At 63.4% G+C, this 15225-nt stretch carries 12 protein-coding genes and 1 pseudogene; 10 read left to right on the forward strand and 3 right to left on the reverse strand.

The window, feature by feature from the left end; translation table 11 throughout:
• Window positions 1-59: 59 nt before the first annotated feature.
• Window positions 60-1502 (reverse strand): amidase, encoded by a 1443-nt coding sequence (locus AC0L24_RS23090; RefSeq protein WP_127809100.1) that lies wholly within the window; start codon window positions 1500-1502, stop codon window positions 60-62.
• 46 nt (window positions 1503-1548) lie between these two features.
• Window positions 1549-2451 (reverse strand): MurR/RpiR family transcriptional regulator, encoded by a 903-nt coding sequence (locus AC0L24_RS23095; RefSeq protein WP_164873778.1) that lies wholly within the window; start codon window positions 2449-2451, stop codon window positions 1549-1551.
• 428 nt (window positions 2452-2879) lie between these two features.
• Between AC0L24_RS23095 and AC0L24_RS23100 the strand changes: the two genes are divergently transcribed.
• The 5 genes from AC0L24_RS23100 (at window position 2880) to AC0L24_RS23120 (ending at window position 8134) form a co-directional block, all read left to right on the forward strand.
• On the forward strand, window positions 2880-4208 hold the full coding sequence (locus AC0L24_RS23100; RefSeq protein WP_127267166.1) for an NAD(P)H-dependent oxidoreductase: 1329 nt from the start codon (window positions 2880-2882) through the stop codon (window positions 4206-4208).
• Window positions 4209-4210: 2 nt separating this feature from the next.
• A complete protein-coding gene (locus AC0L24_RS23105) occupies window positions 4211-5239 on the forward strand; it encodes a thiamine pyrophosphate-dependent dehydrogenase E1 component subunit alpha (protein ID WP_127261511.1) in 1029 nt (342 codons plus the stop codon).
• Window positions 5239-6237, forward strand: a complete 999-nt coding sequence (locus AC0L24_RS23110) for an alpha-ketoacid dehydrogenase subunit beta (RefSeq protein WP_127267172.1) — start codon at window positions 5239-5241, stop codon at window positions 6235-6237. Before AC0L24_RS23105 ends, AC0L24_RS23110 begins: the two co-directional genes overlap by 1 nt.
• A 3-nt stretch (window positions 6238-6240) precedes the next feature.
• Window positions 6241-7650 carry a pyruvate dehydrogenase complex dihydrolipoamide acetyltransferase gene (locus AC0L24_RS23115; RefSeq protein ID WP_473564168.1) on the forward strand — a complete coding sequence of 470 codons (1410 nt, stop codon included), beginning with the start codon at window positions 6241-6243 and terminating at the stop codon, window positions 7648-7650.
• 115 nt (window positions 7651-7765) lie between these two features.
• Window positions 7766-8134: a hypothetical protein gene (locus AC0L24_RS23120; protein WP_127271283.1), complete on the forward strand. Its 369-nt coding sequence runs from the start codon at window positions 7766-7768 to the stop codon at window positions 8132-8134.
• 29 nt (window positions 8135-8163) lie between these two features.
• Here AC0L24_RS23120 and AC0L24_RS23125 read toward each other — a convergent pair whose 3' ends face one another.
• The gene (locus AC0L24_RS23125; RefSeq protein ID WP_127271282.1) at window positions 8164-9135 is read right to left on the reverse strand and encodes a sugar-binding transcriptional regulator; all 972 of its coding nucleotides are present in this window, start codon (window positions 9133-9135) and stop codon (window positions 8164-8166) included.
• A gap of 259 nt (window positions 9136-9394) precedes the next feature.
• On the opposite strand from AC0L24_RS23125, the gene AC0L24_RS23130 reads away from it, so the two are divergent.
• The 5 genes and pseudogenes from AC0L24_RS23130 to AC0L24_RS23150 all read left to right on the forward strand — a co-directional run bounded on the left by AC0L24_RS23130 (window position 9395) and on the right by AC0L24_RS23150 (window position 15162).
• Window positions 9395-10381 carry an ABC transporter substrate-binding protein gene (locus AC0L24_RS23130; RefSeq protein WP_127272592.1) on the forward strand — a complete coding sequence of 329 codons (987 nt, stop codon included), beginning with the start codon at window positions 9395-9397 and terminating at the stop codon, window positions 10379-10381.
• An 88-nt stretch (window positions 10382-10469) separates the two neighbouring features.
• Window positions 10470-12174: pseudogene (locus tag AC0L24_RS23135) on the forward strand (ABC transporter permease).
• A complete protein-coding gene (locus tag AC0L24_RS23140; protein ID WP_127809103.1) occupies window positions 12162-13241 on the forward strand; it encodes an ABC transporter ATP-binding protein in 1080 nt (359 codons plus the stop codon). The pseudogene AC0L24_RS23135 and the gene AC0L24_RS23140 overlap by 13 nt, the downstream one beginning before the upstream one ends.
• Complete coding sequence (locus tag AC0L24_RS23145) at window positions 13241-14407, forward strand: MBL fold metallo-hydrolase (protein WP_127811328.1); 1167 nt, start codon at window positions 13241-13243, stop codon at window positions 14405-14407. The genes AC0L24_RS23140 and AC0L24_RS23145 overlap by 1 nt, the downstream gene beginning before the upstream one ends.
• On the forward strand, window positions 14404-15162 hold the full coding sequence (locus AC0L24_RS23150) for a 5'/3'-nucleotidase SurE (RefSeq protein WP_127809104.1): 759 nt from the start codon (window positions 14404-14406) through the stop codon (window positions 15160-15162). Before AC0L24_RS23145 ends, AC0L24_RS23150 begins: the two co-directional genes overlap by 4 nt.
• Window positions 15163-15225: the final 63 nt, after the last annotated feature.

Raw genomic sequence — 15225 nt, forward strand, 5'->3', positions numbered from 1 at the left:
TCGTTGATGATGTTCCCGGGGCGGTTCCATGCTTGTTGGTTCAAGCAGTCCTTGTTGGTTCAAGCAGTCTTGGTGATGTGGGTAGGTGGTTTGCGCTGGTGCCAGGCGTAGTCGGCTTCAAGCACCGCACCCAACCGCAGCAGCAGATCGTCGCGTCCGAACGCGGCGACAAACTGCACTCCGATCGGCAGGCCGTTTTGCGTCCAGCCGAGCGGCAGGGATATCGCCGGCGATCCGGTGCCGTTGAAGAGCGCGCTGAACGTCTCCTTCGGCGCCAGATCGGCGAACACCGTGTCGATGTCGCGGCCAGGACGATCCGGGTTGTGCGTGCCGAGCAACTCCGGCGAGATCGCGCAAGTCGGCGTCACCAGCACGTCATGGACGGCCAGGAATTCGCCAACCGTCCGCGTGATCCGGTCATACACCGCGAGAGCCGCGATCAGGCTTGCCGCATCGAGCGTTCGGCCATGGCGGTAGACGGCAAGTGTCGTCTGCTGCAGGCTGGCTTCATCGATCGGCCGCCGCAGCAGGCCCGCCAACTCGTCGAGCGACTGCGCCGTAGAAGCTGCCCAGATCACTTTCTGTGCCGCCAGATAGCGCTCATAATCGAACACAGGCCCGGCTTCGACGACCTTGTGGCCCAGTTGCTCCAGCCTCTTGCCCACTTCGAGAACTGCCGTCTTCACCTCGGCGTCGAGCGGATAGCCGGACCAGGACGTTGTGCACAGGGCAATGCGCAAAGCCTTGGGTGGCGTCTTGATCGCCTGGGCATAGCTGGTGGTCGGAGGGACGATCTCATAGCTGTCGCCGGGAAGCGCACCAGACCCCAGATCAAGCAAAGCCGCCGTGTCGCGGATCGAGCGTGTCAGCATGAATGAAATGGCGAGACCCAGCATTGGCGCATTCGATTCCGGCGCGCCGCTGATCCGGCCACGGGACGGCTTCAGGCCGACGACCCCGCAAAAGGCGGCGGGGGTGCGAATGGAGCCGCCACCGTCGGCGCCTTGCGCGAAGGGAACGATGCCGGCGGCAACGGCCGCGGCTGCGCCGCCGCTCGATCCCGAAACACCCCTGCTGGTATCCCAGGGATTGCGTGTCGCACCATAGAGAGAGGATTCGGTTGCCGCAGCTATACCGAATTCCGACGTGGTGGTACGCCCGATATTGGCAAGGCCGCCGGATCGCATTTTCACCCAGAAGGCGTGATCGTCGCCGCAAATGAAACCCTTGGCGAGAACGCTGCCGAACTCTCCCGGCCGGCCGGCTTCGATAGGGAAATCCTTGGTCAATGTCGGCATGCCGTGGAAAGGTGCGGGTCCGGGAACATCGCCCAGCCCCTCGATCGCATCGGCATAGGTTTCGATCACGGCATTGAGCTGCGGATTGACCGCGGCGATCCCTGAAAGGATGCAGTTACCCAGTTCGCGTGGCGTGATTTCCCGATTGCGCAGGAGCTCGGCCAGACCGACGCCGTCATAGGCGGCGTATTCCGTCAACTTCATGCGCCTGCCCTGACTGTCCACGGTTTCAGCAACGGGTGATGCATCGTCATTCTTCGCCCTCTTCCTCTTTGATGTGCCGTGCGACGCGCCGTGGCGGTTTGTGAAAGGTCCGCAGGATTCCGGCGATATCCTCCAGCTCATTCATCCGCGTCTCAGCCGATTTGCCGAGTTTCTCGGCAACGGAATGCGTGAGGAGGTTCAGAACCGAACTTATCGCGGCCGTCGAATCCCAGTACAGGTCGACGCGCGTCGATACTTCGAGCGCCAGTTTTGTGTATTCAGATGCCCAATGGCTGTATTTGTCGGTAACGATGATCAGAGGAATCTTTCGGCGCTTGATCTGGGCGCACAGCCGAAAGCTCATCGCTGCGTATTCCGCCGTGTCGATCAGCAGGACGCAAGAATTTTCGCCGCTATCGGTGAGGATTTCTGAGAACGTGCCGCCCAAACCTTCGGCAAAGCGGACACCGCTCCGCACCCAGCGCAGACGTGTCGCGAAATCGAGCCCCAGTCCCTTCACCGCCTGGAAGCTGACGCAGTTCACGCGGTCGCAGGTGCTCAGCAGATGAACGATTTCGGACCACATCTCGCCCTGGGCAAGGCCATAGGCCGCGGCCAAGGCCTGCTGCTCCATCTCCAGGCTGCGAGCCAACCGCTCCTGCTTCTCGCCGCCGATGCGAAAACGCAACTCAGCACTGTCCAGGCCTGGGCTTGTGACTTTCGGCGCGGAGCGCAGGCCACGCTTCATTTCCTTGAGGTCGGTGTAGCCGAGACGCCGCACGAAACGGGTAACGCTTGCCTCGCTTACGCCGGCGCCGGCGGCAATGGTGGCGCCAGTTTCAAAGGGGATGTCATGGATGTTGGCGAGCAGGTATCGCGCGATTGCCTGCTCGGTCCGGGCGAACTCCAGCCAGCCCTCACGCAACCTGGCTTCCAGCGCGCTGGCCACCTCGGTCTCACCGGAAACAGTCTTCTCGCCAGGCGTTTTCATCTTCATCGGCCGCAACGTCCCTTGGCAGACCTATTTGGAACAGACCGGAAAAGGCCACCCCAGGAAGCGCACTTCATTTCCAGTTCATGACGCGACGCTAGCACGCGAGGACACGCTGTGAAAGATAAATTTTACAATCTAATATTTCGGTACTTTTATTTCACGACCGGCCGTAATCGCAAAAAAGCGTGCCGCGCTGGCTGCGCGCCTGCGAGCGAACCTGTCTTCGCGCGTCGCGCGGTTCCCGGCTTCGTTTCGTCCATGGTTCGGGTTGCGGGGAAGTGGTTTTAAGCACGAGAATCTGGACATTAGTCTTGACAGAAATACAGATGTTCAATACCCGTCAGGCAATCGAACAAGCCTGCATTATGGGAGGAACGAGCGGTATGGCTTCCAATGTTTCGTTGACGGGCCTTGCCCGCGATCTCGAGGAACGCGCCAAGTCGGGCAAGCCTATCCGCATCGGCCTGATCGGCTCGGGCGAGATGGGAACCGACATCGTCACTCGTGTCGCCCATATGTCGGGCATCGAGATCGGCGCCATTTCCGAACTGAACCTGCCTGCCGCCAGCAAGGCCGTCGATATCGCCTTCCAGGAAACCGGGCATGCGCGCGAGGTGTCGAACGCGTCGGCGATGACGGCGGCGATGGAAGCCGGCAAGGTGGCGGTCACCAACGATGCCAGCCTTGTCATCAACAATGATCTGATCGACGTCGTCATCGACGCCACCGGGGTTCCCGCCGTCGGCGCCGAGATCGGGCTGCGCGCCATGGAACATGGCAAGCATCTGGTGATGATGAATGTCGAGGCCGACGTCACCATCGGCGCCTATCTGAAGAGCGAGGCCGACCGGCTCGGCGTCACCTATTCGCTGGGCGCCGGCGATGAGCCGTCCTCCTGCATGGAGCTGATCGAGTTCGTTTCGGCCATGGGGCATCCGATCGTTGCCGCCGGCAAGGGCAAGAACAACCCGCTCAACATCGACGCCATTCCCCCAGACTATGAGGAGGAAGCCAAGCGCCGGCACATGAATGTGCGGATGCTGGTCGAATTCGTCGACGGCTCCAAGACCATGGTCGAGATGGCGGCGATCGCCAATGCCACCGGCCTGGTTCCAGACAAGGCCGGCATGCATGGCCCGGCGGCGACGCTTGGCGAACTGTCCAAGGTGCTGGTGCCGCAGAAGGATGGCGGCGTGCTGTCGAGGGTCGGCGTCGTCGACTATTCGATCGGCAAGGGTGTCGCGCCCGGCGTCTTCGTCGTTGCCGATATGTCGCATCCGCGCATCTCCGAGCGTATGGAAGATTTGAAGATGGGCAAAGGCCCGTATTTCACTTTCCATCGTCCCTATCACCTGACCTCGCTCGAAGTGCCGCTGACCTGCGCGCGCGTCGTGCTCTACGGCAAGGCCGACATGGTGCCGCTGGCCAAACCGGTGGCCGAAGTCGCCGCCGTGGCCAAGAAGGACATGAAGCCCGGCGAGAAGCTCGATGCGATCGGCGAATATTGCTATCGTGCCTGGATCATGACGACGCCTGAGGCGCGCGCCGCCAAGGCCATTCCCTGCGGCCTGCTGCAGGGCGGCTCGGTCACCGCGCCGATCAAGAAGGGCGAGCTCATAACCTACGCGAATGCAGCGCCCGCGGCGGGCTCCAAGATCGCCGAACTGCGCGCCCGCCAGGACAAGCTCGTCTATGGGTCCGTGGGAGCGTGATCATGGCCACAGCCAGCAAAGCCGTCACTGACAGTCGCGCCAATCTGCCCTTCGTCTACCGCCACTACAGCGCCGAGCAGCTCAGGGAGGTGCTCCACAAGATGTACCTGATCCGCCGCTTCGAAGAGGGCGCGGAGGAGTGCTACACGCGCGGTCTCATCCACGGCACCATGCATTTGTCGATCGGCCAGGAAGCCAGCGCCATGGGCATCTGCATGCCGCTTGCCGAGGATGACCAGATCACCTCGACGCATCGCGGTCATGGCCACTGCATTGCCAAGGGTGCCGAGGTCAAGCGCATGTTCGCCGAGTTCTTCGGCAAGACCACAGGCTATTGCAAGGGCCGTGGCGGCTCGATGCACATCGCCGATGTCGGCAAGGGCAATCTCGGCGCCAATGGCATCGTCGGCGGCGGCATCCCGATCGCCGTCGGGGCGGCATTGTCCTCCAAGATGATGAAGACCGGCAAGGTCGTGGTCTCGTTCTTCGGCGATGGCGCCAACAATGAAGGCGCTTTCCACGAGGCGCTCAACATGGCGGCGGTCTGGAAGCTGCCCGTCATTTTCGTCTGCGAGAACAATGGCTACGGCATGTCCACATCGACAGCCCGCTCGACCGCGGTCAAGAACATCGCCGAGCGCGCCGCCGCCTATTCGATGCCGGGCGTCATCGTCAACGGCAACATCTTCTCCGAGGTCGCCGAGGCGTCTCATCAGGCTATCGCCCGAGCCCGCGCCGGCGAGGGGCCGACGCTGATCGAGTCCAAGACCTACCGCCATCGCGGCCATTCCAAGAGCGACCGCAACCGCTATCGCACCAAGGAAGAGATCGAGGACTGGATGTCGAACCGCGATCCGATCACCCTGTTCGAAAGCGAGCTCAGGGAATTCGGCTTCATCGACGACAAGGGCATCGAGGCCATTCGCGATGCCGTGGCGCAAGAGATCGCCGAGGGCATCGAGTTCGCCAAGGCGAGCCCATCGCCCGATATCAGCGAGACCGGAAATTACGTGTATACGGAGCAGGCGTGATGGACGCGATGGTGCGTGAACTGAGCTACGCCCAGGCGATCCAGGAAGCCATGGCGATCGCCATGGACATGGACGAACGCGTTTTCCTGATGGGCGAGGATATCGGTGTCTATGGCGGCGCCTTCCAGGTCACCGGCGACCTGGTCGAACGTTACGGCGCTGACCGCGTCATCGACACGCCGATTTCGGAATTGGGCGGCGCGGGCGTCGCGGTGGGCGCTGCCCTCACGGGCATGCGGCCGATCTTCGAGTTCCAGTTTTCCGACTTCGCCACGCTTGCCATGGAGCAGATCGTCAACCAGGCGGCCAAGATGCGCTTCATGTTGGGCGGCGAGGTTTCGGTTCCCGTGGTGATGCGCTTTCCCGCCGGTTCCGGCACCGGTGCGGCGGCTCAGCACAGCCAGAGCCTGGAAGCCTGGCTCGGCCATGTGCCGGGTCTGAAAGTCATCCAGCCGGCGACCCCCTATGATGCCAAGGGTATGCTGTTGGCGGCGGTCGCCGATCCCGATCCGGTCATGATCTTCGAGCATAAGCTGCTCTACAAGATGAAGGGACCGGTGCCCGAAGGCTATTACACCGTGCCGATCGGCAAGGCCGATATCCGCCGCGAGGGCCGGGATCTCACCATCGTCGCCACCTCGATCATGGTGCAGAAGGCGCTCGACGCGGCTGCCGCACTGGAGAGCGAAGGCATCGACGTCGAAGTCGTCGATCTCCGCACCATCCGGCCGATGGACAAGCAGACCGTCATCGACAGCGTCAAGAAGACGTCGCGGCTGCTATGCGTCTACGAAGCGGTCAAGACGCTGGGCATCGGCGCCGAGGTCAGCGCCATGATCGCCGAGAGCGAGGCGTTCGATTATCTCGATGCGCCGATCGTGCGGCTGGGCGGCGCCGAAACGCCGATCCCCTATAATCCGGAGCTCGAGAAGGCGACGGTGCCGCAAATTCCCGACATCATCACCGCTGCGCGCGACCTCGTGAAAGGGGTTCGCTGAGAAATGCCGACCGAAGTCATTCTTCCCAAGGTCGACATGGACATGGCGACCGGACAGATCTCGCGTTGGTTCGCCGAGGAAGGCGCGCACGTCAAGAAGGGCGATGTGCTGTTCGAGATCGAGACCGACAAGGCGGCGATGGAGATCGACGCGCCGGCCAGCGGCGTGTTGCGCGACGTCACCGGCAAGGAAGGTGTCGATATTGCGGTCGGTGCAGCTGTTGCATGGATTTATGCCGACGATGAAAGCTATGCGCCAATCTCCCCCCTCGAGGGGGAGATGTCGACGAAGTCGAGAGAGGGGGTTGCCTCAGGAGGCACCCCTGTACCGTCGAGCCCAGTCGAACCGACCCCACCCGACCGGCCTGCGGCCGGCCACCCTCCCCTCGAGGGGGAGGGGAAAGCCCGCGCGACACCTTTGGCCCGACGCCTGGCCCGCGAGGCTGGCCTGAACCTCTCAACCGTATCCGGCACAGGCCCATACGGCCGTGTTGTAAAAGCCGATATCGACGCCGCACTTTCCTCTCTCCTCGAGGGGGAGGTGTCCGCGAAGCGGACGGAGGGGGTCGCCTCAGGAGGCGCCGCCCAATTCAGCACCGCCCTGGCGCCGACACCGGTCGAAGCGACCCCACCCGACCGGCCTGTGGCCGGCCACCCTCCCCTCAAGGGGGAGGGGGATGTGCTGCGTCTGTTCGAACAGGGCTCCTACGACCTCGTCCCGCATGACAATATGCGCAAGACCATTGCGCGGCGGCTGGTCGAGGCCAAGACCACCATCCCGCATTTCTACCTGACGCTCGACTGCGAGCTCGATGCGCTGCTGGCGCTGCGCACGCAGATCAATGCGGCTGCCCCGGTGAAGAAGACCGATAGGGGCGAGGCGCCGGCCTACAAGCTGTCGGTCAACGACATGGTGATCAAGGCGATGGCCATGGCGCTGAAGGCGGTGCCGGATGCCAATGCCTCATGGACCGAAAGCGCCATGGTCAAGCACAAGCATGCCGATGTCGGCGTTGCCGTGTCGATCCCCGGTGGCCTGATCACGCCGATTATCCGCAAGGCCGACGAAAAGACGCTGTCCACCATTTCCAACGAGATGAAGGACCTGGCCAGCCGGGCGCGCAGCCGCAAGCTGAAGCCGGAAGAGTATCAGGGCGGCACCACGGCGGTGTCCAACCTCGGCATGTTCGGCATCAAGGATTTTGCTGCCGTCATCAACCCGCCGCATGCGACCATCCTGGCGGTCGGCGCCGGCGAGGAGCGGGCGGTGGTCAAGAACGGCGAGATCAAGATCGCCACGGTGATGTCGGTGACGCTGTCGACCGATCACCGCGCCGTCGACGGCGCGCTTGGGGCTGAACTGCTGGTCGCCTTCAAGAACCTCCTTGAAAATCCGATGGGCCTGCTGGTCTGATCCATCAAGCAGAAGCCGGCGCCGAATGATGCGCCGGCTTACGACAGAAACGACTTGTCAGGCGCCGACCCTTGACCCATGTTCTATCTGGATTGCGATCCAGGGAGGCCAAAATATGCCTGCATTCGACCCGTCTGACGTCAAAACCCTGTTCGGCAAGGTCATGGGCGCGTCGCCATCCGACATCAAGCTGGTGGCGCAGCGACTGCACGACCACGCCTTCGAGCCGCGCATGTCGGCGGACGAGACCAGGCAGCTCGTCGCCAGCCTCGGCTATGACAGCCTGGACGCGTTCTGCGCCGACATCGGCTTGCCCACGCACATCGCCGAGCGGTGGAGCCGTTTCGGCGTTTCCGGCGAGATGAAGCAGGTGTTCACGCTGTTGGCGGCGCAGCGCAAGCGGGTGGCCGAGGCGGTCGCCGAATTCGAATCCATGACCCATGTCGGTGTCGAGGATTTTTTGCGCGAGCGCGGGCTCATTTAGCGGGAAACACGGGAGCCAGTCGGATCGGCTCAGCCGCCCTTGGCAAGCAGCGCCGTGGCGGTATCGCTGTCGGTGATCAGCACGTTGGTGTCTACGGCTTTCAGCGCGGCGAGGATCGCCGCGACCTTGCGCTTGCCGCCCGCGGCGAGGACGACATTAGGCACGTTGCTGACCACATCGAGATCGATGGCCATGACGCGGCTGTTGACCTCGTGGTCGACCAGCCCGCCGGCGGCATCGACGAAATAGCACAGCATGTTGGCGACCGCGCCCTTCGCTTTCAGCGGAGCGATCAGCGATGACGGCACGATGCCATGCCGGAAGATGGTGGCGTCCGGCGACATGTCGCCGACGGTGAGCAGCGCGATGTCGGCGGCGGCCGCGCGTTGGCGCACATCCTGCAGGGTCGGCTGCGCCCAGAGGAGATCGCGCAGCGAGGAATTGTCGACCGTCACCGGCGCGGTGATCTGGTAGCTGTCGACCTCGAAGACGTCTGCGACCTTGGCTGCGACAATCGATGGATTGATCCATTGCGAGTGCGGCAGGCTGCCGACGAGCGCCACCACGCAGGCACGCTTCAGCTGCCGGCGGGCAAGGAAGCCGAGGCTGGCATGCAGGGTCGCGCCGCCACCGATCGCCAGCGTCATGCCGTCCTGCATCTGCTCGCCGAGATAGGCCGCGACGGCATGGCCGATGGCCTTCTCCAGATGGTCATGCCCCGACGGCGTCGGGATGACGACGGCGGCGTTCAGACCCCAGCGCTTTTCCAGTTCCCGCTCGAGCGCCACCTGTCCGGCGGTCGGCGCGTTGATCATGGTGACGACAATGCCCTCGGCGGTGCAGGAGGCCAGCGTACGCATGACCTTCACCCTGGAGACATCGAGCTTTTCGGCGATCTGTTCCTGGGTGAAACCTTCGACATAGTAGAGCCATGCCGTCTTGACGTTAAGGTCCGACGAGACCATCGGCAGGCGAGCCTGTCTGGGTTTTTCTGTGGTCATCGGTTCCTGTCCCTCATGAGCCGTGGCCTGCCCGGTGCTCATCAAGGAAACACCGGCCGGATGTCAACTGATGCCGGATCTTCGGCGTGTCGATTGTCGCACATTTCTGTTCATTTGTAATTGACATCGTACATATGAACATATTTTGTGGGTTTCACGCGCTGTGTCATCCACCAGTCATATGCGCCGTGCAGGGAGGAAGAGACGGGGAGCCGGCCAGAGCCGGACCGGTCATGCACAGACAAGACAGGAGGTCTCATTGAAGACGCACTTCATCAAGCTGCTGGCCAGCCAGCTGGCACTCGCGGCAACTTTGTTTGCCGGCGTGGCAAACGCCGAAACACTGACGCTCTACACGTCCCAGCCGGAAGCCGACGCGGCCAAGACCGTGGATGCCTTCAAGAAGGCACAGCCGGGTATCGATGTGAATATCTATCGCTCGGGAACGAGCGATATCCTGACTAAGATGGCGGCCGAGTTTGCCGCCGGCAGCCCGCAGCCCGACGTGCTTCTGATCGCCGATGCGGTCTCGATGGAGCTGTTGAAGAAGGACGACCGGCTGCTGCCCTATCCCGAGGCAAAGCTCGAAGGCATCGAAGCGGATGCCTATGATGCCGGCAAGACCTATTTCGGCAGCAAGCTGATCACCACCGGCATCGTCTACAACACCGCGGCGACCGAGAAGCCGCAGCATTGGGCAGATCTCGCCAAGCCGGCCTATGCAGATGGCCTGGTCATGCCGAGCCCGCTCTATTCGGGTGCGGCCGCCTACCTGCTTTCGGGCTTCGTCGGCGATACCAATTATGGCTGGGATTTCTTCCAGAAGCTGAAGACCAACAACACCGTCAGCGTGCGCGGCAATGGTGCGGTGCTGAAGTCGGTGGCATCGGGCGAGAAGCCCTATGGCATCCTCGTCGACTTCATGGCGATGAACGCCAAGAAGAAGGGTTCCCCGGTCGAGTTCGTGTTCCCCTCGGAAGGTGTGCCGGCAGTGACCGAACCGGTCGCCATCATGAAGACCGCCAGGAATGTCGATGGCGCCAAGAAGTTCGTCGACTTCATTCTTTCCGATGACGGCCAGAAGCTTGCGCTTTCGATGGGCTATCTGCCGGCGCGCGCCTCGGTCGGCCGCCCCGAATGGCTGCCGGAAGGCGTCAAGGTCAAGGTGATGTCGTTCGACACCAAGGCAATCGTCGCCAAGACCGACGCCGACAAGGCGAAGTTCTCGGAACTGTTCGGCGGCTGAGCCGGCAATCCAGTCGGCATGCCCCCCTAGCGGCATGCCGACTGCGAAACCCGAGCGCATCGGCTGATCGATCCCAGGAAAAGCAATCATGTCAACACGGATCAGGGAAAGCCGGGGCCAGGAAATGGTCCTGACGGCGGCGGTGGCCATCGTCATCGTCCTGCTTTCGCTGCTGCCGATGCTGCGCCTGATCAAGGAGATCGTGGCACCCGGCGGCACGCTGTCGGCCGTCGCGATAAAGGCGGGGCTCGCCAGTCCGGCGACCTGGGTCGCCACCTGGCACACACTGGTCGTCGGTATCGGCGGCACCCTGCTTGCGGTGCTGTCGGGAACGCTGGTGGCCGTCCTCGTCACTCTGACCGATATCCGCGCTCGCAGCGCCATGGTGCTCTGTTACGTCATGCCCTTGATGATCGCGCCGCAGGTGACGGCGCTGGCCTGGCTGCAATTGTTCGGCCCGGCAAGCCCGTTCCTCAAGCTGTTCGGGGCGGCACCGCCGCTCGGTACCAGGAATCCGCTCTATTCGACATCGGGCATCATCCTGCTGCTCGGCGTGCAGTATGGGCCGCTGGTTTTCCTGCTGGTGCGCGCCGGCCTGCGCAAGCTGCCGCGCGAACTGATCGAAGCGGCGCGAGCGGGCGGTGCCGGCTGGTTCACCGTGCTGGTCACCATCGTGCTGCCGTTGATGACGCCCTCGATCATGGCCGCCGCCGCACTTGCCTTCGTCTCCTGCGTCGGCAATTTCGGCATTCCGGCCTTTCTGGGCATTCCCGCCAACTATCTCGTGCTGCCGACCCTGATCTATCAGAAGCTGGCCGGCGGCGGTCCTGCCGTGCTCGGCGAAACCGCGTTCCTGTCGGTGCTGATCGGCATCATCGCCATGGCCGGTATCCTTGCCCAGGAGATCATGAGCCGCCGCCGCGACTATCGCATCAGCTCCACATCGCTTTCGGCCGAGCCCTACGAACTCGGCCGCTGGCGGCCCGCCGTGCAGGCCGGCATGTGGCTGCTGATCATCGTGGTGCTGTTCCTGCCGCTGTTCGGGCTGGTTCTGACATCGCTGGTGCCGGGTTACGGCATCGCGCTCACCGCCAAGACGGCAACCTTCGACAATTATCGCTTCGTGCTGTTCGAGCACGACGCGGCCGGCCGCGCCTTCTTCAACAGCTTCTGGCTGTCGATCGCAGGCGGCCTTCTTCGCGGTCCTGGTTGCCGTGCCGATTGGCTATCTGATCGCCTGGGGCAAGCAGCGCTGGGTGCGGCTGCTCAATCTGTCGGTCGAGCTCCCCTACGCTTTGCCCGGCGTGGTGCTGGCGATCGCCTCGCTGCTCATGTTCCTGCGGCCGATCCCGCTCACCGGCATCCAGCTCTACAACACCGTCTGGATCATCCTCTACGCCTATCTTGCCCGCTTCCTGGTGCTGGCGCTGCGGCCAACCATCAGCGGCTACCACCAGATCGACCGGGCGCTGGAGGAGGCTGCGCAAGTGGCCGGCGCCGGGCTGTTCACGCGCATGCGCACGATCATCTTTCCCTTGGTGGCACCGGCGGCGATCGCCGGCGGCCTGCTGATCTTCATGACGGCGCTGAGCGAACTCACCGTTTCGGCGCTGCTGTGGTCGTCGGGCTCGGAAACCATCGGCGTGGTGATGTTCTCCTTCGAGCAGGGCGGCGATTCCAACTATGCGGCGGCGATGTCCGTCATCACCGTGGCGGTCACCTTCGTGCTGATGCTGGTCACCAATCTGCTTGCCCCCTACCTTCCGACCGGAGTGCTGCCATGGCGCGATTGAGCCTGGACAATGTGACCAAGAGCTTTGCCAATTTCGATGCCGTCAAGGACGTGTCGATCGACGTCGCCGACGGCGAGTTCCTGGCAGTGCTCGGCCCTTCCGGCTGCGGCAAGACGACGTTGCTGAGGCTGGTGGCCGGATTCGAGAAAGTGACTTCGGGCGAAATCCGCATCGGCAGCGAGGTCGTGTCGGGCAAGGGCGGCAGCGTCGCGCCGGAAAAGCGGCGCGTCGGCATCGTCTTCCAGAACTATGCGCTGTGGCCGCATATGACGGTGGCCGAGAACATCGGCTATTCGCTGAAGGTGGCGAAGCTCGACAAGGCCGTCGCCCGCCGGAAGGTTGAAGACGCACTGGCCCTGGTCAATCTGCAAGGGCTGGGCGATCGCCGGCCGGCCAATCTTTCCGGCGGCCAGCGCCAGCGCGTGGCGCTGGCGCGCTGCCTTGTCGCCGCGCCCTCGCTAGTGCTGTTCGATGAGCCGCTGGCCAATCTCGACGTGCATCTGAGGGCATCGATGGAGGACGAGTTCGCATCCTTCCACAAGCGCACCGGCACCACCATCGTCTACATCACCCATGATCAGGCCGAGGCGATGGCATTGGCCGACCGCATCGCGGTGATGGATGGCGGGTGCCTTGCCCAGCTGGCGACGCCGCGCGAGCTCTATCATGAGCCGGCAAATGAGATGGTCGCATCCTTCATTTCGCAAGGCATTTTGCTGCCCGCGGATGTGTTGAGCGCGGAAGAAAGAGGCCACTGCAAGGTCCGGGTTCTCGGCGCTGAACTGGTTGTCCGCTGCCGGCCAGGCCAGCGGCCGCGCGCTGGCGCCAAGATCTGCTGCCGGTCGGCCGATCTCGACGTGTCGCCGGATGGCCCCGGCTTTGATGGCCTGATCAAGCGGGTGATCTACCAGGGTGGCTCGGCGCGCATCGAATTTACACCTTCGACCTGCCCCGATCTCACCTTGCATTTCGAACAGCCCGACCCGGTTGTGCTGGAGAGCGGAGCCCAGGCGCGTCTGCGGATACGGTCCGGCTGGCTGATCCCGGCGGCGGGGGCGGCATCGTGATGATGCTCGACCTGCTCGGCGGCTTTGGCGAAAAGGGCCGTACCAGCCTTGCTGTCAGCAGCGGCAAGGATCGCATCCTGCTCGACGTCGGCATCAAGGTCGGCGCCTCGGGCGCGGACTACTATCCGGTGCTGGACGGGTCGGTCGCCGACATCGACGCGCTGTTCGTCTCGCATGCCCATGAGGATCATGTCGGCGCACTGAGCTGGCTGCTGTCGCGCGGCTATGCCGGCCGGATTTTCATGACAGCCGAGACCCGCAATGAGGCGCCCGCCACGCTCGCGGGCTATGCTGAGCCCGAGGATTTCAGGCGGTTCCCTTTTCCCGAAGACCGCATCGAATTGTTCGAACCCGGCGATACGCTGAAGAGCGGAAATCTCACGATCCGGACGGGACGTTCCGGGCATGTCGTGGGCGGCGTCTGGTTTGCCGTCGACGATGGCGAGAGCCGCGTCGCCTATTCGGCCGATGTGGTGCCGGACAGCAATGTCTTCGTCATGGACACGATCCCGCACTGCGACCTGCTTGTTCTCGATGCGTCCTACGGCGCCGATCCGGTGCCGGGGACGGCGCGTGCGCGCGAAATCTCGCAGTGGGTTGCGAGGCATTGGGACGGGTGTCTTTTGCCGACGCCGCTCTCGGGTCGGTCGCTGGAGCTGATCGCGGCCTTGCCTGGGCCGTTCGCCATCCATGCCGGCATGCGTTCGTCCCTGGAAGCGCAGATCGGCGCCACGGCAGCCTTGTTGCCGGGCGTTTCAGCGTTGCTGCGCCGCCGCTTGCAGGAAGCAGCCGACTGGACCGATGCTGATCCCCTGCCGTCCACGCCGTTGCTGGCGGATGACGGTATGGGTGAAGCCGGCCCGTCATCGCGCCTCTTGCCGCGTGCCGACCATTCCGGTTTTCCGGTGCTGCTTACCGGCCATCTGCCGTCAGGCTCGCCGGGCGATCTGTTGCACAAGGCCGGCCGAGCGGACTGGGTGCGCATGCCGACCCATCCGACGCTGTCGGGCAATGTCGACATCTGGGAGAAGGCCGGGCGTCCCGCAGCACTCGGTCATTCCTGCACGCCGGACCTTCTCGGCGATCTGCAAACCCACATCCCGTCGTTGCGCACGCAATGCCGCACCGGCCAGCGCATAGTGGTGTCGGAGGCGAAAAAACGATGAGAATTCTGATCTGCAACGACGACGGCATCGAAGCGCCGGGGCTTGCCCGTCTGGTCAATGCGGCCGGCGGGTTGAGCGACGATGTCTGGGTGGTCGCGCCCGACGGCAAGCGCACCGCTGCCGGCTCGTCATTGACGATTGCCAGGCCGTTGACCATGCGGCGCGTCAAACCGAACTGGTACTCCTGTTCCGGAACCCCGGCCGATTGTGTGGTAAGCGCTATGACCTGGCTGTTTGCCGATTCCGAGAAACCGGGCCTTGTGCTGTCCGGCGTCAACGATGGCCGCAACGTTGCCGAGGATCTTGCCTATTCCGGCACGCTCGGCATTGCGCGGGAGGCGACTTTCTGGGGCGTTCCAGCCATCGGCTTCTCACGCGTGAAGAATCCTGATTTCACCGATGGCGACGACCAACGGCTTGGCGCGCTGATCGCTTCATTGTGGCAATCGCGCGCCGACTGGGCCGCTGAGGGGCATTGGCTGAGCATCAACCTGCCGACCTCGCTGCCGGCCGAAATCCGGCAGCCGCGCATCGGCCGCGACAAGATCGCCCGCAAGGCCGAGATCATGGAAAGCGACGGCGAACGCACGGTCATCACCGTGCCGCGCGGGCGCGCTCATGCAAGTGAGCCGGGTGACGAAAACGAGGCGATCGATGCCGGCTTCATCAGCATCAACCGGCTGAACTGGTTTGGCGAGACACGGCTGGACGAACGGTTTCTGGACGGGATCCCGCGCCAGCGGCAAACTGGCTGACCTGGGGTCTGCGCGTCGTCATCCGATCACCAACCTGTCAGCGGTTAAATCAAGCCAATCCAC

The organism is Mesorhizobium sp. WSM4809 (assembly GCF_055811655.1).